This window comes from Pseudomonas sp. NFACC37-1 (genome assembly GCF_900101575.1).
In the GTDB taxonomy this organism is placed as follows: Bacteria; Pseudomonadota; Gammaproteobacteria; order Pseudomonadales; family Pseudomonadaceae; genus Aquipseudomonas; species Aquipseudomonas fluorescens_AA.
The window spans coordinates 52,653-73,877 of record NZ_FMUZ01000019.1 but is presented as its reverse complement, the minus strand read 5'-3'; the positions used below and the strand labels follow the sequence as shown (position 1 = coordinate 73,877).

Genomic DNA, 21,225 nt, shown 5'->3' with positions numbered 1-21,225 from the left:
CACTGATGCTGTCGTCCACCCCCGATATCGCCCTTGCCCTGCCCCCTGTTCTGGTCGGCCCGCTGTTACGGCGGCTGGAGCCTGCGCGCCTGGTGATGTGGTTGGTGGGCACGCGAGCGTTGGCGTTGACGCTGCGCATTGACGGTGTCGGCGACCTGGCACTCGATGCATCACGGTGCACCGTGGTGCCGGTGGGGCAGCGGGCGTTTGTGCACTTGATCGATGTGACGCTCGACGCGCCCCTGCCCCGGGACGTGGCGATTGACTACGACTTGCTGGTGGACGGCGCACCCATCGCCGAGTGGGCGCCGCATCTGTTGTATGACGGCGCACAGTGCCCGAACTTCATGTTGCATTCGCGTATCGAGCAATTGGTTCACGGTTCCTGCCGCAAACCCCATTACCCGGCCAACGATGGCCTGCTCTGTGTCGACCGCCTGCTCGCGCAAAACCCGGCGCAACGCCCGGCACTGCTGATGATGAGTGGCGACCAGGTCTATGCCGACGACGTCGCCGGGCCCATGCTGCGGGCGATTCATGGGCTGATCGAACGCTTGGGGCTGTTCGAGGAATGCCTGGACGGCGCCGTCGTGGAAGACAGCGCCAAGCTCTATCAACATCCGGCCAGTTATTACCATCGCGCCGATTTGCTCCCGGCACTGGAGAGCAACGAAACCCTGCGCGAGCGGTTTTTCGGCGGGGCGCGCAAGCCGATCTTCACCAGCAGCAGCGCCGATAATCACTTGGTGACGTTTGCCGAAGTCATGGCGATGTACCTGCTGGTGTGGTCGCCGGTGCCCTGGACACTGATCGCTGTGCAGCCCCCCGAACTGACCGTCGAGCGGCGCCAGCGCTACGCCCTGGAACAGCGACGCATCGACGCGTTCAAGACCGGGCTGGGCGGCGTGGCGCGGGTATTTGCGCACCTGTCGTGCCTGATGATTTTCGACGACCACGACATTACCGATGACTGGAATCTGTCCGCGCAGTGGGAGGAAACGGCCTACGGCCATCCGTTCTCCAAGCGCATCATCGGCAACGCCTTGATCGCCTACATGCTCTGCCAAGGCTGGGGCAACAACCCGGATGCCTTTGCGGACGTGCTCCCGCAAACCCTGGCCTTGAGCGACACTGCCCGAGATCGCTACCTCGACAGCGAACCACAGGACCGATTGATCGACACCCTGTTGGGTTTCCAGCAGTGGCATTACGTACTGCCGAGCACCCCGGCCCTGGTGGTGCTCGACACCCGCACCCGTCGCTGGCGCAGTGAGAACACCCTCAAGCAACCGTCCGGCCTGCTGGATTGGGAAGCCCTGAGCGAGTTGCAGCAAGAGTTGTTGGATCACCCCTCGGCCATCATCGTTTCACCGGCGCCGATCTTCGGCGTGAAGCTGATCGAGACCGTGCAGCGGGTGTTCAGTTGGTGCGGTTATCCGTTGCTGGTGGACGCGGAAAACTGGATGGCCCATCGCGGCGCGGCCCAGGTGATCCTGAACATTTTCCGACACTCGCGTACACCGGGTAATTACGTGGTGCTGTCGGGGGACGTGCATTATTCCTTCGTCTACGAGGTGCTGATCCCACACCGCAAGGGCGGCCCGCGCATCTGGCAGATCACCAGCAGCGGCATCAAGAATGAGTTCCCGCCCGTGCTGCTGGAATGGTTCGACCGCCTGAACCGTTGGCTCTACTCCCCGCGCTCGCCCCTGAACTGGTTCACCAAGCGCCGCAGCATGCGCATCGTCCCCCACACCCCGGAACACGCCGAAGCCGGCGAACGGTTGTGGAACAGCGCCGGCATTGGCCAGGTGTTCTTCAACGAACAGGGCCAGCCCACGAAGATCTACCAGCACAACGCCAACGGCCAACCACCGACACGCATGCGGCCCCCAAAATCCCCACCGGCCTGAAAACATTGTGGGAGCGGGCTTGCTCGCGAAAGCGGTGTATCAATCGCCAAATAAGTTGCCTGACACTCCGCTTTCGCGAGCAAGCCCGCTCCCACAGGGGATTGAGGATGGATGCAAAATCTACAGTCCCACAGGGAAGTAGCAGTCAGAACGCCAACTGCAGGGTCTGCTGGCCTTCGAGGCTGAGCAGCAGTTGTTTGGCCGCCAGGCCGCCAGCGAAGCCGGTGAGGCTGCCGGAGCTGCCGATGACGCGGTGGCACGGGGCGATGATCGAGATGGGGTTGCGACCGTTGGCGGCGCCGACCGCCCGGACCGCGGTCGGTTGGCCGATCTGGACGGCGATGTCGCGGTAACTGCGGGTTTCACCGAAGGGAATGGTCAACAGGGCCTGCCACACTCGGACCTGGAAATCAGTGCCGGCAAAGTCCAGCTCCAGTTCGAAACGGCGGCGCTGACCGGCGAAGTACTCCAGCAACTGACGTTCGGTTTCCTTGAGAACCGGATGCTGAGTGTCTTCTTCCAAAGGCCCCAGGCGCACCCGGTTGAGGCGCTCGTTTTCCCACAGGATGGCCGCCAATCTTGTCTCCCGGGCGACGAGGATCAACTGGCCGACGGGGGACGGGATGGTTTTGTACAGAGGCAACATCGAGGGATTCCTTGTCAAGGTTCTGTAGGAGCTGGCGAAGCCTGCGATCTTTTGATCTCATTCTTTCGCTTACGACTCAATTGCCTGGGACAAGATCGCAGCCTCGCTGCACTCGACAGCTCCTACAGGCCCAGCGGGAGCAAGCTCCCTCGCCACAGGTTTTTCTCGCCGTTCCCAAAACCTCGCTCAACCCAACAACCCCAACGCCTTCGCCCGCGCCACCGCCTGGGTGCGGCGCTCGACGCCGAGTTTGCTGTTGATGTGGCTGGCGTGGGTCTTGACGGTGTGCAGCGAGATGAACAATTGCTCGCTGATCTCCTGGTTCGAACAACCTTGGGCAATCAGCTGCAACACCGCTCGCTCGCGACTGCTGAGGGTTTCGACAGGTGCCGCCGGGTCGACAGGCTGGGGCACCGTCGAGGGCAGGCGTTCGAGCAGATGTTCGCGCAACGTGCTGGGCGGTGCGTGCAGCAGTTGTTCGCGAAACCATTCACAGTGCTTGCCAAACAGCCACTCGAAGGGCTGCAACACTCCGCCGCTGGCGGCTTCGAAAGCTTGGGCCAGGGTACGGCGGGCTTCGGGCTCACGACCGACGCTCAACAGCAAGGCGACCTTTTGGTTGAGTGCCATCACGCTGAGCATTTGCCGGCCGGTTTGCTGGCCGTGTTCAAGCAGGGCATCGAGTCGCCCTTCGGCAAGCATCGGTTGACCCCGGATGGATTCCAGCACCGCCTGCTGCAATTCGACGTGCAGCGGCAGTTGCGGGTGGAACTCCGGCGGCGCGGCGGCCCGCTCGCCGGTGTAGGTCTGGCCCAAGCGGGCCAGCCAGGCTTCGGCCAGGTCGGTGCGCCCCTGGGCCAGCCAGAGCTCGCATTTGACCAGGGTAATCATCGCCAGGTAATAGATCGGCGGAACGTCCCAGATGTGCATCAGGCGCTCGGCTTCAGCCAGTTCGGCAAAGGCCCGGGCGAACTCACCGCCATAGCCTTCGATACGGGCGATCACGCAATGACCGATCAGCACGCTGATGTCGCGGCAGGCGCGGGCTTCGGTGAGGCCTGCCTGCAACCGCGCCAGGCCGACCTGGGGTTGCATGCGCAAGGTCAGCAGGAACCCCTCGTACATGATCAACCGCGCCCGCACCGCATAAAGCCGCTGGGGCGATAGTTTATGCAAACGTTGCAGGCCCTGGTGCACTTCGTCCAGCGCCCGCAGGATTTCCCCCCGCGCCTGCAAGACCCGGGCACGGTCGTAATGGGCCAGGGCCTCGAACAATGGGTTGCCGACCCGCTGCGCCAGCTCCAGGGAATCGCGGTTCAGGTTCCGGGCGCGCCACAGGTCGCCGTCGGCAATCGCCAGGTTCGACAAGGTGGACAGGCACATCAGCCGCTGGCCGTAGCGTTTTTGCGGCAGGCTCTCCAGGGCTTCGCTGCAATAACGCAGGGTGGCCTCGCGATCACCGCGGCCACGGGCGACGATGCCGCTCAGGGCCAGCCATTGGGCGAGCATGGATTTTTGCGCAGTGGCCGAAGGCGCCGGCAGGAATCGACTCAAGTGCGCGGCCAGCTCTTCGGCGGCGTCCAATTGGCAGGCCAGGCCCAATGCCCAGCTGTAGAGCACGATCAGCCGCGGCGTGCTGATGAGCAGGCTGTCGGGCAAATCCATTTTCCAGCGCAGCAACATGCCGACGTTCTGCTCGGCCAGCAGTTGCTCCTCCGAAAGGTTCTGCACCAGGTTCGCCGCCACGTCCAGATGCCCGGCCCGCAACGCCTGTTCCACGGCTTCGTCGATCAGGCCCTGGGCGTTGAACCAGCGACAGGCCCGCAGGTGCAGGGTCGCGGCCGGGACCATGGCCGGCGCGCTGGGGCGACTGCGCAGCAGGTCGGAAAACAAGTGGTGATAACGGTACCAATGGCCGTGCTCGTCCAGCGGTACCAGGAAGACCTGGTGGGCCGCCAGGTAACGCAGGATTTCGCCACTGTCATGGGCTTCGCGCACGGCATCGCACAGCGCGCTGCAAAAGCGTTCCTGAGGGGCCGTGTCGTAGAGGAACGCCTGCACCTCGGCGGGCAGGCAATCGATGACTTCTTCGAGCAGGTAATCGCGGATCAACCCCTCCCCACCGTGCAAGGCCTGGGGCAGCAGGCCTTCGCTGCCGGCTTCGGAGGCGGCCAGCAACCAGAACCGCAGCCCGGCCACCCAGCCTTCACTGCGCTGGATGAGGTTTTCCAGCGCCTCGCCGCGCAACGAGCTGCTGTGATGCTGGAGCAGGGTCAAGGCTTCGTCATGGGTCAGGCGCAGGTCTTGCTCGTTGAGTTCGAGCAATTGCCGCGACAGGCGCAGGCGCGCCAGGTGCCAGTCCGGGCGCTGGCGACTGGTGACGAGTACCAGCAAACCGTCGGGCAGGTGATTGAGGAAAAATTGCAGGGAGCGATCCAGCACCGGGCTTTGGGCCAGGTGGTAATCGTCGAGGACCAGCAACAAGGGATTGCGGGGCGATAAGTGGGCGGACAATTCGTCCAGCAAGCCATCGAGCCATTCTTCGAAGGCAAAGGGTTGATGGCGCTGGCGCATTTTCAGCAGCCCCAGCGCCCGGCCGCCCAGTTGCGGGAAAAATGCCTGGAGCCCGTCGAGCAAGCGTTCCAGAAAACGCCCCGGATCGTTGTCCCGGGCACTGAGCCCCAGCCAGAGGCTTTGCCAATGGGCCGGCAGGCTCTGGCAGAACTCCACCGCCAGGGAGCTTTTACCGAACCCCGCCGGGGCACTGACCAACAGCAACCTGCCCCCAAGCCCAGCGGCCAAACGCTCGCACAACCGCGGCCGCGCGACATGGCCGTCGGGCAAGGGCGGGCGGTAGAAACGCCCGTCCTGTACCGCGATGGCTGCGCGGGCAGAATCCGGAAGTGAAGACAAATCAGTCATGGCCGGCTCTTGTAGGAATGCGGGTGGCGGCGTTGCAGATGTCCGCAGACTAGCGGTAAACGAGGAGGTATTGAAGGGAGTGCTACAAATGGCTACAAAAAGACTACAAGTCGATTCAACTTGAAAGGTATGTGGCATCACTTCTGTGGCGAGGGGATTTATCCCCGCTGGGTCGCGAAGCGGCCCCAAAGCTTGAAGGCACCGACCTGTCGCTCCGAGTTGGCTGGTCGAGGGCCGCTTCGCGACCCAACGGGGATAAATCCCCTCGCCACAACTTTGTGTTTACCTCCTCATTTGTGTTTAGCCCCACAAAAACAACGCCCCGAACCAGTCGGGGCGTTGTTTCGAGGATGCGGCCTCGGGTGGAGCGGTTTAGCGGATGCCGTCCTGACGCAGTGCGTTCGGGGTGAAGTCGGCGGTGGTGGCGGTGAAGCCGAAGTCGTAGGCCGATTTCTCTTCGTTCTTCATGCCCAGCGCCAGGTAGCGGCCGGACTGCAGGTCGTAGAGGGTTTCCAGGGCGTACCACGGCACTTGCTTGTCGTAGTAGTTCTCGGCATGGGCCTCGGCCACGCGCCACAGTTGGCCACGACCGTCGTAGTGGTCGATCACCGCGGCTTGCCAGGTGTCTTCATCGATGTAGAAGTCACGCTTGGCGTAGATGTGGCGCTGGCCTTCCTTCAGGGTCGCGGTCACATGCCAGACGCGACGCAGCTCGTAGCGGGTCAGGTCCTGGTTGATGTGGCCGGCCTTGATGATGTCGGCGTACTTGAGTTGCGGCGAATCGATCCGGTAGCTGTTGGCGGCGATGTACAGCTCTTTCTTGCCTTCCAGTTTCCAGTCGTAGCGGTCCGGTGCGCCGTTGTACATGTCCAGGTTGTCGGAGGTACGCAGGCCGTCGGCGGCGGTACCCGGGCCGTCATAGGACACTTGCGGGGCACGGCGCACACGGCGCTGGCCAGCGTTGTAGACCCACGCCGAACGCGGCTCCTTCACTTGGTCCAGGGTCTCGTGCACCAGCAGCACGCCACCGGCCAGGCGCGCCGGCGCGGTCACTTGCTGCTTGAAGTAGAACAGGATGTTGCCAGGGTTGGCCGGATCGAAATCCTTCATCTTGTCGCGGAACACGAACTGGTCGCGGAAGTACACCAGGCTGTACGAACCGTTGGGCTGCGGGGTGGCCTGGGTGACCAGGCGCGTCACGCTGCCGCCGCGATAGCGAGTGATGTGGTTCCAGATGACTTCGACGCCGCTCTGGGGAATCGGGAACGGCACGGCCGTCTCGAAGTTCTCCAGGCCGTTGCCGCCGGAGACCAGCTTGGTGTTGACCGCATTTTTCTTGATGGAGGCGAACACCTCGTCCGGCACGGTGGCGCCGCGATGGGTCGGGTAGACCGGCATCTTGAAGGTTTCCGGGTAGCGCTTGAACATCGCGTACTGGCCCGGGGCGAGTTTGTCCTTGTACTGCTCGACGTTCTGCGCAGTGATGGTGAACAGCGGTTTTTCAGTCGGGAATGGATCGGCCAGGAAGCCCTTGCTGTCCACGGCACCGGCATTCTTGGCCATGGGTTTCCAGGCCGAGATCGAGCCATCGGCATTGCCGGCCATCTCGGCGCCCATCGGCGTCAGGCTCTTGCCGAGCTTGTCGGCCTCGGCCGCGGGTACTGCCGCCATGACGCTGGCGGCCAGCAGGGATAACCCCAGAACACCGACCTGCAACAGATTCTTTGTTATTTTCATAGTGTGTCGTCCTGAAATACGGTGCTTAGAAGGTCACGCCGACGCTGAGCGCCAGGAAATCGCGATCGTCCACGGTGCTGAAGTCGCCACCAAAGAAGTTGGTGTAGGCCAGGCTGGCGTTGTAGGTGTTCTGGTACTCGGCATCCAGCCCGAGGCTGACGGCTTTGCGGCCTTCTTCGAAGTTGCCACCAGGGCCTGGCGAGTAGCCTTTGACGTCATGGGACCAGGCCACGTTGGGCTTGAGGTTCACGCCAGCGAACACGTCCGGGTATTCCCAGATGGCGCGAGCGCGGTAGCCCCAGGACGTGGAGGTGGTGAAGCCGTCGTTGTTGCAGTTGCTGTTGACGTCGTTGATGGTCTGGCCGCCCCCCGCAGCAGTAGACGTATTGAGCGAGTTACAGAAGCCGTTGGGCAGCTCACCCGGCCCAAACACCGGATCACGGCCATAACGAGCGTCGGATTTGCTTTCCAGGCCACCAACATGGGTCACCCCGATTTCACCCACCAGGGTCAGGCGGCTGGCGCCCATGACTTGATCCAGGAAGTGCGTGAAGGTGGTCTGGAACTGAGTGATCTCTTTACGGCGATAGCCATGCAGGTCTTGGCCCGGCGTGCCCTGGAGCACCGATGCATCACCAAATCCGGGAAGTGGCGTCACACCGGCGAAGAGAATGTCAGTGGTGCTCAACTGCACCGGTGCATTCGGCCGATAGCTGATCTCACCGCTCCATGCCGTGCCGGTAGGCAGTGTCGTGGAGAAACTCAGGCCATAGAGACGGATATCTTCCGGGTATTCGACGAAGTAGTTGGAGTTACCCGCCACGATCAGAGGACGCAGTGCCGCGATGGGCCCCGCAGTGTAGAACTGCTGCGCAGCCCCCTGGGCACTGAAAATCGGCGCACGGCTGTGGTAATTCATGAAGTAGGCACCGAACTCGGTGTCCAGTGGTTCGAACATGTACTTCAACGATGCGCCCCACTGGCCGCTGTCGCGGGCATCGCGGTCCGGGCCACGACGTACCAGCACGCCTTCTTCGTTGATATCGACCCCCTGGCCTTCCAATATTGGAAGAATGACGCCCGGCAACGGAATGGTCGAACGCTTGTTCAACACCCGCAGGTTATCGTTGCACCCGTCGGCAATCACATCCGGCTGGGAGAAGAACGTACCGCAGTTATCCACCACGGTCTGGTCCCATTCAATCTGGTAGAACGCCTCGGCCGACAGATTGTCGGTCAGGCTCTGGGACACGTAGAACATGTTGACCGGGATCAGGCCTTCCTTGATCTCGGCGCCAGGACGACGGAACGCGGACACGTCGACCGGGTTGATGGAGTTGATGCCGCCCTGGATGAACGTGCTTTCACCCCAGCTGACCACTTGCTTGCCCAGGCGCACGGAGCCTGGCTGATCGGCAATGGCATAGTTGTGGTAGACGAACGCATCGAGGATCTGCCCGCCGGAGGACTTGGCGCCTTCCTTGCGGTTGCTGTCGCTGATGTCCTTGTACAGGCGGTGTTCGTCCTTGAGTTCGAAGTCGTACCAGTACTTGCCGCGCACGAACACGCCGGTATCGCCGTACTTCAGTTCCAGGTCATGGATGCCCTTGAAGATCTTCGAGAAGGTTTCCCCTCGCTTGAAGTTCAAGTGACCGTCGTCGGAGGTCTGCGACAAACCCTTGCCGCCATTGTTGACACCGATCAGATCCCGGTTGGCCTTGGCCGTGGACCAGCTCGCGCCGACCGACAGGGACGAGTCGAACTGGCCTTCGATTTCACCGATGTTGAAACTGACGCCGAATGCTGGCCCGGCGAGCGAAGAGGCGAGACTGACCGCCAGAGGCAGTTTTGCCCGGCGCCAGAACGTGGTTGCTGAGGTCATCGACGCTACTCCATGTGCATTATTGTTATGGCAATGGACATTTCAAAAACACCTCGGCGGCAGGGAGCGGCAGCGTCCCGACATCCGTCGAAGTCGCATCGCCCTTTCGTGCGTGCGCCCCGTTCTTGAGAATCCGTGAGCGGACTATAGCCAGCAGGTAGTACGGCTTGATCCCTCTAAAGTGTGATTTGCAGCCCGCGACCACTCTGGAACAGTCCTTTCGCCAGGCCGACAGATGTCGGCACGGCAAGGATGGCTGAAATTTGCGGTTTGACAAGGCAAGCGCTTGCTTGGTGGGGCTGCCGTGCCCTTTCGGGCACGGCAAAAAGGCCTAAAGCGTGGACAGGAAGGTGCTGTTGTTGCTCTGCCATTCGGTGATGTCGATGCGGATACGCTTCTTGTCGAGCTTGCCGACGCTGGTCTTGGGAATTTCCGTAACAAGGGCGATCTGGCTCGGGATCGCCCACTTGCTCAAATGCCCCAGCTCGACGAACGGCTTGAGGTGCTCCTTGAGTTCGCGAGCCCCGATCTCATGCCCTTCTCGAACCACCAGCAAGGCAAACGGCCGCTCGCCCCACTGCGGATCGGGAATGCCGACCACTGCTACTTCGCGTACCCCCGCATGACGGCTGATGAGGTCTTCCAGGTCCAGGGAGGAGATCCATTCGCCACCGGTCTTGATCACGTCCTTGATGCGGTCGCGGATGTCGATGAAGCCCATGTTGTCCAGCGTGGCAACGTCGCCGGTGTGCAGCCAGCCGCCGGCCCAGAGCTCGGCGCCCTTCTGCGGCTCGTTGAAATAGCCTTCGGTGAGCCACGGCGCGCGCAGCACCAGTTCGCCCTGGGTCTCGCCATCGGCGGGCAGGAACCGTCCCTCGGCGTCGACAATCGCCGCCTCCACCAGCGGCCCCGGCACGCCGGCCTTGATCCGGTAGGTGGTGCGCTCGTCCTCGCTGCCGGCCATCAATTCGTCGTTGAGGTGGGCACAGGACACCAGCGGGCCGGTTTCCGACATGCCGTAGGCGGCAGTGAGCTGGATGCCCCGTGCCTTGGCCGCTTCGTACAGGCTGCGATTCAGGGCGCTGCCGCCGATGACGATCTTCCAGCCGCCGAAGTCGGTGTCCTGGGCGCCCTTGGCATTGAGGACCATTTGCAGGATGGTTGGCACGCAATGGGAAAAGGTGACCTTTTCCTTGCGCCACAGCCGAACCAGGAATTCGGGGTCGTAGCGCCCCGGGTAGACCTGCTTGAGCCCGAGCATGGTCGCCACGTAGGGCAGGCCCCAGGCGTGGACGTGGAACATTGGCGTGATCGGCATGTACACGTCGTTGGTGCCCAGCAGCCGCACGCTGTCGATGGCCCCCATGATGGTCGCCACGCCCATGGTGTGCAGCACCAGTTGCCGATGGGTGAAGTACACGCCCTTGGGGTTGCCCGTGGTGCCAGTGGTGTAGAACGTGGTGGCGACGGAGTTTTCGTCGAAATCCTGGAAGTCGTAGGTGGGCGCCGCGGCGGCCAGCAATTGCTCGTACTCACCCACCAGGTTCGGCAGGTCGGCGGTTTTTTCCGGCAGGTCGGTCAGCAGCAGGGTCTTGTCCACCGTGGTCAGGTGCCCGGCTATCGCCTGGTACAAGCCGACGAACTCGCTGTTGACCAGCACGAAGCGGTCCTCGGCGTGGTTCATGGTGTAGACGATCTGCTCCGGTGACAGGCGCACGTTGATGGTGTGGATCACCGCGCCGATCATCGGGATCGCGAACATGCATTCCAGGTAGCGATGGCTGTCCCAGTCCATCACCGCCACGGTATCGCCGGCCTTGACCCCCGCCTCGGTCAACACGTTGGCCAGGCGCGCGACCCGTTCGATCAGCGTCGGATAGCTGTAGCGCAACTGGTCACGGTAGATGATCTCGCGGGTTTTCTCGTAACGCGTGCCGGACATCAGCAGCCGCTTGATCAGCAGCGGGTATTGATAGGCGCCTTCGGCGGGAGGAATAACGCGAGTCTGCAACATAAGAGTCCCTTTTCTGACTGCACGGTCTTGGCTGGAAGCAAGCACTCTAGAGCGCTTATACACGGATCAAATCAGCCAAAGGAATGATTTGATCCGCGCGCAAATACTAGCCTAGAGCCACCTCACCCCCAGGTTTCGCAAGCATTGTGCAACCAAACCTTGTCAGATCGGGATCCAACAGCGAGCATAGGTGTCACGCCTGTTACAAAAGCCTGCGGGGAAATGCCCTGGCAGGTCTCCAGCATGCCACCACTTTTTGACAGAAAATAATGAACACCGAACTGACCTCTTCCCAGGCCACCGCGCCTCAAGGTGCGCCGCTTGTGTCGATCGTGGCCCCTTGCTACAACGCCGGGAAGTACTTGGAAGAAGCGATCCACAGCCTCTTTGCCCAGGATTACCGGAACGTTGAGGTCATCGTGGTCGACGACGGCTCCACCGACGACAGCCTGGCCATGCTCCGGCAGTTGCAGCAGACCTACGATTTCCAGCTCTACTCCCAGGAGAACCAGGGCGTGAGCGCGGCACTCAACCACGGGCTGAAGTATGCCAAGGGCACGTATGTCGCCACCCCGGACCTTGACGATGTGATGTTGCCCCATTCGATCGGGGTCCGCGCCCGATACCTGGACGAACACCCGCAGGTGGGCTGTGTCGGCGCGCTGATCATCTACATGGACAGCGATGGCCGGACCATCAAGGAACAGCAACGCGACCACATTCAGGTGCATACCTTCGATGACCTGCTGCGCAACGCCGCGGTCATCGGCGCGCCCACGGCCCTGTATCGCATGAGCGCCCTGCGGGACGCCGGTTTTTATGATCCGCAGCTAAGGGTCCAGGATTTCCAGATCACCCTGCGGATCGCCCGCCAGGGCTATGAAATCCATGAACTACCGATCTGCGTCACGCGCTATCGCCGCCACCCCAATAACCTGTCGAGGAAATACCGCTTGATGCTCAAGACGGACCTGCAGGCCATCGAGCCCTATCGGGATCACCCCGCCTACGAGTCGGCCCGTACGGTGCTGGTGCACAAGGCGCTGAAGTACGCCGTGGTCGAAGACCGGAAAGAAGCCTGGCAGCTGTTGCGCAGCATCCCCTGGCGTCACTGGAACAAAACCAGTTTCAAGCGCTTCAAGCGACTGGTCTTGCGATGGCCGATGACAAGGTTCCAATCATGAAGTTTTTGCAGAAACTCAAGGAACGAAAGGACCGAAAGCACCTCAAGCGCCTGGAAAAACTCGAACGCTCACCGGAAAAAATCCGTCTGCGCTATCCGAAATACCAGGTCGGGGTGGGCACGTATGGCATTCCCGAGGTGATGGAGTTCGGCGACGACACGGTCCTCAAGGTCGGTTCCTATACGTCGATCGCCGAAGGGGTGAAGATCCTGCTGGGCGGTGGGCATCGCACCGACTGGGTCAGCACGTTTCCATTCCCACTGATGATCGATGAAGCCCGGCACATTCCCGGCAGCAACCCGACCAAGGGCGACGTGGTGATTGGCAGCGACTGCTGGATCTGCGCTGACGCGATGATCCTGTCGGGCGTAACCATCGGCCATGGCGCCGTGGTCGCCGCCGGCGCGGTGGTGACGCGCGATGTCGAGCCTTACGCCATGGTGGGCGGCAACCCGTGCCGGTTCATTCGCTGGCGCTTCGAGGAGCCGGTGCGTCAGGCCCTGCTGGAGTCGGCCTGGTGGGAATGGCCGATGGAAGAGGTCAAGGCGGTGTCACCCCTGCTGTGCAGTGACAACATCGACGCTTTTCTGGATTACGCCCGCCAGCGGCATTGATCGCCCCACCTGCGCGTGGAAGCGATCAAAGGACAGCGCGCAACGGTCAGTGCGCCTCGGTAAACGCCAGCTTCACGCCGATGGCAACGAGCACCGCGCCCATGGTCCGGTCGAACCAGTGGCCCATGCGCGCGAAACCGGCGCGCACCCGTTGCTGGCTGAACAACAGCGCCACCAGGCAGAACCAGACGGCCGTCGCCACCGCCAGGTACACGCCGTAACCGGCCTGGATCGCCAACGGCGTATGCGGGTTGATCACCACAGTGAACAGCGACAGGAAAAACAGCGTCGCCTTGGGGTTCAGGCCGTTGGTGACGAAGCCCGAAATGAATGCGCCACGGGCAGTCCGCTCACCGACTTCCTTGTGCAGGTTTTCCTCGGCCGGCTTGGCCGGTTGCGCCCGCAGTGCCTTGAAGCCGATGTACAGCAGGTACGCGGCAGCGGCCCACTTCAGCGCGTTGAACAGCACGATCGATTGCGACACGATCAGGCCGATGCCCAGCAACGAATAGCCCACGTGCAGGAAAATCGCCGTGCCGACGCCCAGCGCCGTCCAGGTCCCGGCGCGTCGGCCATGGGTCACGCTTTCGCGCACCACCACGGCAAAATCCGGCCCGGGACTGGCAACAGCCAGCAGGTGGATCAGGGCGACGGTGAGGAATTCGGTGAGGTACATAGGGGCTCCTTGGCTAACTCAATCTCGAAACGAACATCAACTTTTTGGAGAGTGGACATGTGGCGAGGGGATTTATCCCCGCTGGGCCGCGAAGCAGCCCTGATACTTGAACACTCGGTGTGTCAGGCAAAAATCATTTCCAGGGCTTTTGGGACTGTTTCGCAGTCCAGCGGGGATAAATCCCCTCGCCACAGGGTTCCCCATGATCCCCAATATCGCGCCAGACCAAAGCAACAAACCATCTGATAGGCTCGCCACATTACGCCTTCGGTTCTTGACATAAAAGGTACAGCTGATGACGAACACCGCCCGCGCCGTTTTCCTCGACCACTCCTCCCTGGACCTCGGCGACCTGGACCTGAGCCCGTTGCGCAGTTGCTTCGGCGAACTGCAACTGTTCGCCCGGACCTCGCCGGACCAGGTCATCGAGCGGCTCAAGGGCGCCACTGTGGCAATCACCAACAAAATCGTGATCGATGCCCAGGCCATGGCGGCCAGCCCTGAACTGAAGCTGATCCTGATCAGTGCCACGGGTACCAACAATGTCGACCTGGCGGCCGCCCGCCACCACGGCATCACGGTGTGCAATTGCCAGGGCTACGGCACGCCGTCGGTGGCCCAGCACACCCTCATGCTGTTGCTGAACCTGGCGACGCGCCTGGCCGATTATCAAAAAGCGGTGGGGGAAGGTCGCTGGCAGCAGGCTTCGCAGTTCTGCCTGCTGGACTATCCGATTGTCGAGCTGCAAGGCAAGACCCTGGGTTTGCTCGGCCATGGCGAGTTGGGCAGCGCCGTCGGGCGGCTGGCCGAAGCCTTTGGCATGCGCGTGCTGCTGGGGCAGGTCCCGGGGCGCCCGGCCCGTCCCGACCGCTTGCCGCTGGAGCAGTTGTTGCCGCAAGTCGATGCCCTGACCCTGCACTGCCCGCTCAACGAGCACACCCGGAACTTCATCGGCGCCCGCGAACTGGCGCTGCTCAAGCCCGGCGCATTCGTGGTCAATACCGCCCGTGGTGGATTGATCGACGAACAGGCCCTGGCCGAAGCACTGCGCAGCGGTCACCTGGGAGGCGCCGCCACCGACGTGCTCAGCGTGGAGCCACCGACCCAAGGCAACCCGCTGCTGGCCGGCGATATCCCACGGTTGATCGTCACCCCACACAACGCCTGGGGCAGCCGCGAAGCGCGGCAGCGGATCGTCGGCCAAATGAGCGAAAACGCCCAAGGCTTTTTCGGCGGTACAGCGCGGCGTGTCGTCAGTTGATAAACTGCCGCACTTTTTTTTACCCGCTTTATCAAGGAGCAGACCATGGATCCGCGCAGTGAAGTACTGCTTCGTCAGGCCGAGTTATTCCAGGGTTCGGTGTTGTTGACCGGCCTGCCCGCCGACGATTTGCTCGGCCGTTTGCCAGAAGCCCATGGCTGGTGCTGGCATGCCGGCGATCAGGCGGCGCTGGATGCTCGTTTTCCCGAGCGCAGCCACTTTGGCGTGACCGTGCCCGAGCGTGCGTTCGACACCGCCGTGGTGTTCCTGCCTAAGGCCAAGGACCTGACCGACTACCTCCTCAATGCCGTGGCGGCGCGCCTGGCCGGGCGCGAGGTGTACCTGGTGGGGGAAAAACGCAGCGGCATCGAAGGCGCATCCAAGCAGCTCAACCCGTTTGGCAAGCCGCGCAAGCTCGACAGCGCCCGGCACTGCCAACTGTGGCAGGTCACTGTCGCCAACGCGCCCGAGGCCAAGCCCCTGGAAAGCCTGGCCCAGACCTACGAACTGCCCCTGGCCGAAGGCCCGCTGAAGGTCATCAGCCTGCCGGGGGTGTTCAGCCACGGTCGCCTGGACCGCGGCAGTGCGCTGCTGTTGGAACACCTGGATAAACTGCCCAGCGGGCATTTGCTCGACTTCGGCTGCGGCGCCGGGGTGCTGGGGGCGGCGGTCAAGCGGCGCTATCCGCACAACACCGTCACCCTGTTGGACGTGGATGCATTTGCTGCCGCCAGCAGTCGCCTGACCCTGGCCGCCAATGGCCTGGAAGCCGAAGTGCTGACCGGTGATGGCATCGACGCCGCACCGATGGGTTTGAGCGCGATCCTGAGCAACCCGCCGTTCCATGTCGGCGTGCACACCGATTACCACGCCACGGAAAACCTGCTGCGAAAAGCAGCCAAACATCTGAAAAACGGTGGTGAACTTCGGCTGGTTGCCAATAGTTTCCTCAAGTACCAGCCGCTGATCGAGGAGCATTTGGGCGTCTGCGCGATCAAGGCCGAAGGCCAGGGCTTTCGCATCTACCGGGCCAAGCGCGGTTGAATTTTTTAGGAAACAGTACTTGCTCAATCGGGTTTGCCTAGGCAGAATCCGCTCCGTCCTAGGGGAGTAGTCTCCCGCGAGCGCCATGCTCGCCCGGCATACGTCAACATACTTGGTCAGCAGACCATGGCGTATGCGGCCCAAGCGTCCACGCAGATGGTCGCTGGGTTTGACAAGACCTATGACACGCACACCTTACCCGGGGCGGGAAGGCTGTACGTGTCATAGCCGTGTCGACCCGCCCCTTTAGGAAATCCCTGATGCTGGACTCACTCCTCGTACCTACGGCGATCGTTGCGCTGGCCGAAATCGGCGACAAGACGCAATTGCTCGCGCTCATCCTGGCGGCTCGCTTTCGCAAACCCTGGCCGATCATCGCCGGCATCGTCGCCGCGACCCTGGCCAACCATGCGGCAGCCGGCGCGGTCGGCGCCTGGGTCAGCGGCTTTTTCTCCAACGCGGTCCTGCACTGGATATTGGCGGCCAGCTTCACGGCCACGGCACTGTGGACCCTGGTCCCGGACAAACTGGACGATGAAGAAGCCAACACGGCCCGCCGGTTCGGACCGTTCCTGACCACACTGATTGCGTTCTTCCTGGCGGAAATCGGCGACAAGACCCAGATCGCCACGGTGATGCTCGCCGCGCAATACCCGGAGCTGTGGCTGGTGATCATCGGCACCACCGTGGGCATGTTGATTGCCAACGTGCCGGTGGTCCTGGCGGGCAATTTCGCCGCCGAGAAGCTGCCCCTGACCCTGATCCGCCGCCTGGCCGCCTCGGCGTTCTTCGTCCTGGCGATCGTGGCGGTGTACAAGGCGATGCAGAGTAGTGGGTGGGTTTGATACCGCGTCATCGTTCATCGCGAGCAAGCTCGCTCCCACAGGGGCTGCAGATCATTGTGGGAGCGAGCTTGCTCGCGATGAGGCCGACAGCCTCACCACATGGCGATGCTTATTTCTTGGCCTGCTGATACAGCGGCATCACCTTCGGAATCGCCGCTTGCAACGAAGCGATACGACTGCTCGACGACGGGTGGGTGCTCATGAATTCCGGCGGCGCGCCTTCGGAAGCCTTGGCCATCTTGTTCCACAAGGTGATCGCCGCATTCGGGTCGTAGCCGGCACGGGCGGCCAGTTCGAGGCCGATCAGGTCGGCCTCGTTCTCGTTGCCACGGCTGTTGGGCAAGGTCATGCCGTAGTTGGCGACGGTGTCGGCCAATGCCAGGCTGTCCTGGCCAAGGCCGAACAAGGCACCGGCGCCCTGCTTGGCCATCTCGATGCCATAGGCCTTGGACATCGCTTCGCGCCCGTGCTCGCGCAGGGCGTGGGCGATTTCGTGGCCCATGATCGCGGCGATTTCAGCGTCGGTCAGCTTCAACTGGTCGATCAGGCCGGTGTAGAACATGATCTTGCCGCCAGGGCCGCAATTGGCGTTGAGTTCATCGCTCTTGATCAGGTTCACTTCCCAGTTCCACTGGGCCGAATCCGGGCGGAACACCGGCGCCTGGGCAATCAAGCGATCGGCAATGACCTGGATGCGCTTGGCATCGTTGCTGGTCTTGTCCAGCGCCCCCTGGGCTTTGGCCTCGCCCATCGTCTTTTGATAGGACTGGGCGTACATCTGGTTGACCTGGTCGGTCGACAGCATGCTGAACATGTACTGCTTGCGCTCCACACCCACGGCTCCGCCGCTGGTGGTGTTGACCGACTGGCAACCGGCGAGCAGCAGCGCCACGCTCAGCGCACTCACCATCAATGTCTTGTTCATGAAAAAGAAGCTCCCTGGAAACGTGGGCGTATCCTAGGCCTTGATTTGTATCGGCGCCAGATACACAACGAGGGATTAGCGTTTTTTCGGACAGATCCCACCCTATCCATTTGCGACACCCACACAGCTATTAGAGTCACCCGACGAACAGCGCCTCATGCCGCGCCACAGAAACGCCGATAAAGAGCCCAGACGTCATTTCCGCGTCCGGAGCCTTTATGAAATTCAAATCGATCCAGTTTTCCGTGGCCGCCCTGGCCGGCGCCATCGTGCTCAGTGTGGTTGCCGCCCTTGTGCTGTACGCGCTGTTTGCCGGCGCCCGCACCCAGGAGATGGTGCAACAGCGCACCAAGGCGCAGTTCGAACAACTCATCGAACAACGCCTCAGCGCCCTGGCGCGCACCCAGGCCAGCCTGATCCAGCGGGAATTGGAGGCTCCGCTGCTGCTCGCCAGTGGCCTGGCCACCACGAACGCCTTGATGGGCATCAACGGCGCGGACGGCAACCCGCAACTGAAGGTGCCCCGCGAGCAGATGATCAGCCTGCTGCGGGAAACCGTGGTGCGCAACCCGAAGATCCTCGGCGCCTACATCGCCTGGGAGCCGAATGCCATCGATCACGACGACGCCAACTATGTAAACAGCCCGGTGGTGGGCATGGAAACCAGCGGGCGTTTCCTGCCGTGGTGGTTTCGCAACCAGGACGGCTCCCTGGGCCTGGAAAAACTCGCCGACGTGACCGACCAGAAACTGCTCTCCACCGGCATCCGCGCCAGTGAGTACTACCTGTGCTCCCAGGACAGCAAGAAAGCCTGCGTGATCGACCCGGCGCCCTATCGCGTCGGCAGCACGATGACCATGCTCGCCTCGTTCATCGAACCGATCATGATCGATGGCAAGTTCCAGGGCATCGTCGGCGCCGACCTGTCGGTGAACTTCATCCAGGACATGCTGGTGGCCGCCGATGGCAAGTTGTACGACGGCGCCGGGGAAATGGCCTTGCTCTCGAGCAACAACCGGCTGGTGGCCTTCACCAAGGACCCGGGCAAACTCGGGGAAAAGGCCAGCGACCTGCTGGATGCCAGCGAATTGGACAACCTGGCCAAGCTGGGCGTCGGCGAGGTGCGCTACGACATCGACGAAGAACACGGGCATATCGAGGTGTACATGCCGTTCGGCATCGGCGAGACCAACGCCCGCTGGACGCTGATGCTGCAGTTGCCGCTGAATGCGGTCATGGCCGACCTGCAAGCCTTGCAGCAAGACCTCGACCATCAGCGCCAAGCCGATATCTTCGGCATGGCGATGGTGGGCCTGGTGATTGCCGGCATCGGTCTGCTGGTGATCTGGCTGGTGGGCCATGGCATTGCCCGGCCGCTCAAGCAAATGGTGGCGATGCTCGATGACATCGCCCAGGGCGAAGGCGACCTGACCCGTCGCCTGGTGAGCGACCGCGCCGATGAGCTGGGGGCGATCGCCAGGGGCTTCAACACCTTCCTGAGCAAGTTGCAGGGCATGATCACCCAAGTGGTGACCTCGGTGCAGAGCGTCAGCGATTCATCGGAGCACACGGCCGATATTGCGATCCGCACCAACCAGGGCGTGCACAAGCAAATGTCCGAGATCGATCAGGTCGCCACTGCGGTGCATGAAATGACCGCCACCGCCCAGGACGTGGCCCGCAACGCGACCCAAGCGGCCCAGGCCGCCAGTCATGCGGACCAGGCCGCCAGCCAGGGCATGCAGATCGTCCGGGATACCTCCACCTCCATTGGTGCCCTGGCCGTGGAAATCGGCAAGGCGGTGGGCGTGGTGCAGACCCTGGCCAAGGACAGCGAGAACATCAACGCGATCCTCACCGCCATCCGCGGGATCGCCGAGCAGACCAACCTGCTGGCCCTCAACGCGGCCATCGAAGCGGCTCGGGCCGGTGAGCAGGGCCGTGGTTTCGCGGTGGTCGCCGATGAAGTGCGCAACCTGGCGCAGAAGACGCAGCAGGCGACCGAAGAAATCCAGGCGATGATTCAGCAGCTACAGCAAGGCACCCGGGATGTGGTGCGGGTGATGGAAGACAGCCAGCACCGTACCGATGAAAGCGTGCAGCATGCGGCGAAAGCGGCCCAGGCCCTGGAAACGATTACCCAGGCCGTGTCGGTGATCAACGACATGAACACCCAGATCGCCAGCGCTGCCGAGGAACAAAGCGCCGTGGCCGACGACATCAACCGCAACGTGATCAACATCGGACAAGTGGCGAACGAAGTGGCCAGCGGTGCCGATGAGTCCAGCGCGGCCAGCGCCGGACTGACCAAACTGGCGGAACAGCAGCGGCGGTTGATCAATCAGTTCAGGGTCTGATCCGAGGCCCCCATCGCGAGCAAGCTCCCACAGGGGAATGCGATCAAATGTGGGAGCGAGCTTGCTCGCGATGGCGTCAGTTCAGCCACCATGAAGTGACTGACACTACGCCTTCGCGAGCGAGCTCGCTCCCACAAGGTCAATGCAGGGTTTCAGAGTTCGCCGAGGGCTTCGATCAGGGCCTGGTTCTGCTCCGGTGTGCCGATGCTGATCCGCAGGAACTGGGCAATCCGTTCCTGCTTGAAGTGCCGCACGATCACCCCCTGTTTCCGCAGTTTCGCCGCCAACCCGGCCGCATCGTGCCGGGGGTGACGGGCGAAGATGAAGTTGGCCGCCGAGGGCAGCACTTCAAAACCCTTGGCTTCCAATTGGGCCACGACCCATTCACGGTGCTCGATGACTAACCGGCAAGTCCGGTCGAAATACTCGCGATCATCGAACGCCGCCGCGCCGCCGACGTTCGCCAGGCGATCCAGCGGGTAGGAGTTGAAGCTGTTCTTGATCCGTTCCAGCGCTTCGATCAAGTCCGGATGGCCCACCGCCAGGCCCACCCGCAGCCCCGCCAGCGAGCGCGACTTGGACAATGTCTGGGTCACCAGCAGGTTCGGATAACGATCCACCAGGCTGATGGCCGTCTCGCCGCCGAAGTCGATGTAGGCCTCGTCGACCACCACCACCGAATCCGGGCTGGCCTTGAGGATCTGCTCGACCGCGTCCAGCGCCAGCAGGCAGCCAGTCGGCGCGTTCGGGTTGGGGAAAATGACCCCGCCGTTCGGCTTGGCATAGTCCGCCGGGTCGATGCGGAATTGTTCATCCAGCGGCACTGCCTCGAACTGGATGCCATACAACCCGCAATACACCGGATAGAAGCTGTAGCTGATGTCTGGGAACAACAACGGCTGGTCGTGCTGCAACAGGCCGTGAAAGATGTGTGCCAGCACTTCATCCGAGCCGTTACCCAGGAACACCTGGTTGCTCTGCACGCCGTAGTAGCGGGCCACGGCGCCTTTGAGCAGGTCACTGTTGGGGTCCGGATACAGGCGCAGGTTGTCGTTCAGTTCGGTCTGCATCGCCGCCAAGGCCTTGGGCGATGGGCCGTAGGGGTTCTCGTTGGTGTTGAGCTTGACCAAGCGGGTCAACTTCGGTTGTTCGCCCGGCACGTAGGGCACCAGGTTCTTGACGAACGGGCTCCAGAATTTACTCAT

At 62.3% G+C, this 21,225-nt stretch carries 15 protein-coding genes, 1 pseudogene and 1 riboswitch; of the genes and pseudogenes, 8 read left to right on the top strand and 8 right to left on the bottom strand.

Annotation, left to right across the window (positions count from 1 at the left end; translation table 11 throughout):
• Positions 1-5: 5 nt before the first annotated feature.
• Positions 6-1,913, top strand: a complete 1,908-nt coding sequence (locus BLP82_RS19265; RefSeq protein ID WP_092171622.1) for an alkaline phosphatase D family protein — start codon at positions 6-8, stop codon at positions 1,911-1,913.
• Positions 1,914-2,058: 145 nt separating this feature from the next.
• Here the strand turns inward: BLP82_RS19265 and BLP82_RS19255 are convergent, their stop codons facing one another.
• The 5 genes from BLP82_RS19255 to BLP82_RS19235 all read right to left on the bottom strand — a co-directional run bounded on the left by BLP82_RS19255 (position 2,059) and on the right by BLP82_RS19235 (position 11,114).
• Positions 2,059-2,559 (bottom strand): methylated-DNA--[protein]-cysteine S-methyltransferase, encoded by a 501-nt coding sequence (locus tag BLP82_RS19255; RefSeq protein WP_072410913.1) that lies wholly within the window; start codon positions 2,557-2,559, stop codon positions 2,059-2,061.
• 186 nt (positions 2,560-2,745) lie between these two features.
• Positions 2,746-5,481, bottom strand: coding sequence for a winged helix-turn-helix domain-containing protein (locus BLP82_RS19250; protein ID WP_092171614.1), 2,736 nt, complete (start codon positions 5,479-5,481; stop codon positions 2,746-2,748).
• Between the two features lie 372 nt (positions 5,482-5,853).
• Positions 5,854-7,218: a DUF1329 domain-containing protein gene (locus tag BLP82_RS19245; protein ID WP_092171610.1), complete on the bottom strand. Its 1,365-nt coding sequence runs from the start codon at positions 7,216-7,218 to the stop codon at positions 5,854-5,856.
• A 25-nt stretch (positions 7,219-7,243) separates the two neighbouring features.
• Positions 7,244-9,100 carry a DUF1302 domain-containing protein gene (locus BLP82_RS19240; RefSeq protein ID WP_092171606.1) on the bottom strand — a complete coding sequence of 619 codons (1,857 nt, stop codon included), beginning with the start codon at positions 9,098-9,100 and terminating at the stop codon, positions 7,244-7,246.
• A 331-nt stretch (positions 9,101-9,431) separates the two neighbouring features.
• Complete coding sequence (locus BLP82_RS19235) at positions 9,432-11,114, bottom strand: fatty acid--CoA ligase (protein ID WP_092171602.1); 1,683 nt, start codon at positions 11,112-11,114, stop codon at positions 9,432-9,434.
• 269 nt (positions 11,115-11,383) lie between these two features.
• Between BLP82_RS19235 and BLP82_RS19230 the strand changes: the two genes are divergently transcribed.
• Both BLP82_RS19230 and BLP82_RS19225 read left to right on the top strand, forming a co-directional pair.
• Positions 11,384-12,298: a glycosyltransferase family 2 protein gene (locus BLP82_RS19230; protein ID WP_092171597.1), complete on the top strand. Its 915-nt coding sequence runs from the start codon at positions 11,384-11,386 to the stop codon at positions 12,296-12,298.
• Positions 12,295-12,912, top strand: a complete 618-nt coding sequence (locus BLP82_RS19225) for a CatB-related O-acetyltransferase (protein WP_092171593.1) — start codon at positions 12,295-12,297, stop codon at positions 12,910-12,912. Before BLP82_RS19230 ends, BLP82_RS19225 begins: the two co-directional genes overlap by 4 nt.
• 46 nt (positions 12,913-12,958) lie before the next feature.
• On the opposite strand, the gene BLP82_RS19220 is transcribed toward BLP82_RS19225, so the two are convergent.
• Positions 12,959-13,588, bottom strand: a complete 630-nt coding sequence (locus BLP82_RS19220) for a LysE family translocator (RefSeq protein ID WP_060739142.1) — start codon at positions 13,586-13,588, stop codon at positions 12,959-12,961.
• A 295-nt stretch (positions 13,589-13,883) separates the two neighbouring features.
• Here BLP82_RS19220 and BLP82_RS19215 point away from each other — a divergent pair, with 295 nt between their 5' ends.
• From BLP82_RS19215 to BLP82_RS19205, 3 genes are all read left to right on the top strand, one after another.
• A complete protein-coding gene (locus BLP82_RS19215; protein WP_092171589.1) occupies positions 13,884-14,849 on the top strand; it encodes a 2-hydroxyacid dehydrogenase in 966 nt (321 codons plus the stop codon).
• 45 nt (positions 14,850-14,894) lie between these two features.
• Positions 14,895-15,893, top strand: coding sequence for a class I SAM-dependent methyltransferase (locus BLP82_RS19210; RefSeq protein ID WP_092171585.1), 999 nt, complete (start codon positions 14,895-14,897; stop codon positions 15,891-15,893).
• A gap of 49 nt (positions 15,894-15,942) precedes the next feature.
• Positions 15,943-16,063: riboswitch (yybP-ykoY riboswitch) on the top strand.
• Between the two features lie 90 nt (positions 16,064-16,153).
• Entirely contained in the window at positions 16,154-16,738 is a 585-nt protein-coding gene (locus BLP82_RS19205) for a TMEM165/GDT1 family protein (protein ID WP_072410896.1), read from the top strand.
• Positions 16,739-16,847: 109 nt separating this feature from the next.
• Here the strand turns inward: BLP82_RS19205 and BLP82_RS19200 are convergent, their stop codons facing one another.
• A complete protein-coding gene (locus BLP82_RS19200) occupies positions 16,848-17,663 on the bottom strand; it encodes a M48 family metallopeptidase (RefSeq protein ID WP_092171581.1) in 816 nt (271 codons plus the stop codon).
• Between the two features lie 218 nt (positions 17,664-17,881).
• Between BLP82_RS19200 and BLP82_RS32090 the strand changes: the two are divergent.
• Positions 17,882-19,162, top strand: a pseudogene (locus BLP82_RS32090) (HAMP domain-containing protein); the annotation flags it as partial.
• 15 nt (positions 19,163-19,177) lie between these two features.
• Positions 19,178-20,020 (top strand): methyl-accepting chemotaxis protein, encoded by an 843-nt coding sequence (locus tag BLP82_RS32085; protein ID WP_370873798.1) that lies wholly within the window; start codon positions 19,178-19,180, stop codon positions 20,018-20,020.
• A 152-nt stretch (positions 20,021-20,172) separates the two neighbouring features.
• On the opposite strand, the gene hisC is transcribed toward BLP82_RS32085, so the two are convergent.
• Positions 20,173-21,225, bottom strand: coding sequence for a histidinol-phosphate transaminase (hisC, locus tag BLP82_RS19190; protein ID WP_092171573.1), 1,053 nt, complete (start codon positions 21,223-21,225; stop codon positions 20,173-20,175).

What these genes read in the sequence shown, in the direction of transcription:
- BLP82_RS19245 (WP_092171610.1), bottom strand. Translation starts at nt 7,218, where the DNA reads ATGAAAATAACAAAGAATCTGTTGCAGGTCGGTGTTCTGGGGTTATCC.
- BLP82_RS19200 (WP_092171581.1), bottom strand. Translation starts at nt 17,663, where the DNA reads ATGAACAAGACATTGATGGTGAGTGCGCTGAGCGTGGCGCTGCTGCTC.
- BLP82_RS19215 (WP_092171589.1), top strand. Translation starts at nt 13,884, where the DNA reads ATGACGAACACCGCCCGCGCCGTTTTCCTCGACCACTCCTCCCTGGAC.
- BLP82_RS19230 (WP_092171597.1), top strand. Translation starts at nt 11,384, where the DNA reads ATGAACACCGAACTGACCTCTTCCCAGGCCACCGCGCCTCAAGGTGCG.
- BLP82_RS19250 (WP_092171614.1), bottom strand. Translation starts at nt 5,481, where the DNA reads ATGACTGATTTGTCTTCACTTCCGGATTCTGCCCGCGCAGCCATCGCG.
- hisC (WP_092171573.1), bottom strand. Translation starts at nt 21,225, where the DNA reads ATGAGTAAATTCTGGAGCCCGTTCGTCAAGAACCTGGTGCCCTACGTG.
- BLP82_RS19225 (WP_092171593.1), top strand. Translation starts at nt 12,295, where the DNA reads ATGAAGTTTTTGCAGAAACTCAAGGAACGAAAGGACCGAAAGCACCTC.
- BLP82_RS19220 (WP_060739142.1), bottom strand. Translation starts at nt 13,588, where the DNA reads ATGTACCTCACCGAATTCCTCACCGTCGCCCTGATCCACCTGCTGGCT.
- BLP82_RS19235 (WP_092171602.1), bottom strand. Translation starts at nt 11,114, where the DNA reads ATGTTGCAGACTCGCGTTATTCCTCCCGCCGAAGGCGCCTATCAATAC.
- BLP82_RS19255 (WP_072410913.1), bottom strand. Translation starts at nt 2,559, where the DNA reads ATGTTGCCTCTGTACAAAACCATCCCGTCCCCCGTCGGCCAGTTGATC.
- BLP82_RS19205 (WP_072410896.1), top strand. Translation starts at nt 16,154, where the DNA reads ATGCTGGACTCACTCCTCGTACCTACGGCGATCGTTGCGCTGGCCGAA.
- BLP82_RS32085 (WP_370873798.1), top strand. Translation starts at nt 19,178, where the DNA reads ATGATCACCCAAGTGGTGACCTCGGTGCAGAGCGTCAGCGATTCATCG.
- BLP82_RS19265 (WP_092171622.1), top strand. Translation starts at nt 6, where the DNA reads ATGCTGTCGTCCACCCCCGATATCGCCCTTGCCCTGCCCCCTGTTCTG.
- BLP82_RS19210 (WP_092171585.1), top strand. Translation starts at nt 14,895, where the DNA reads ATGGATCCGCGCAGTGAAGTACTGCTTCGTCAGGCCGAGTTATTCCAG.
- BLP82_RS19240 (WP_092171606.1), bottom strand. Translation starts at nt 9,100, where the DNA reads ATGACCTCAGCAACCACGTTCTGGCGCCGGGCAAAACTGCCTCTGGCG.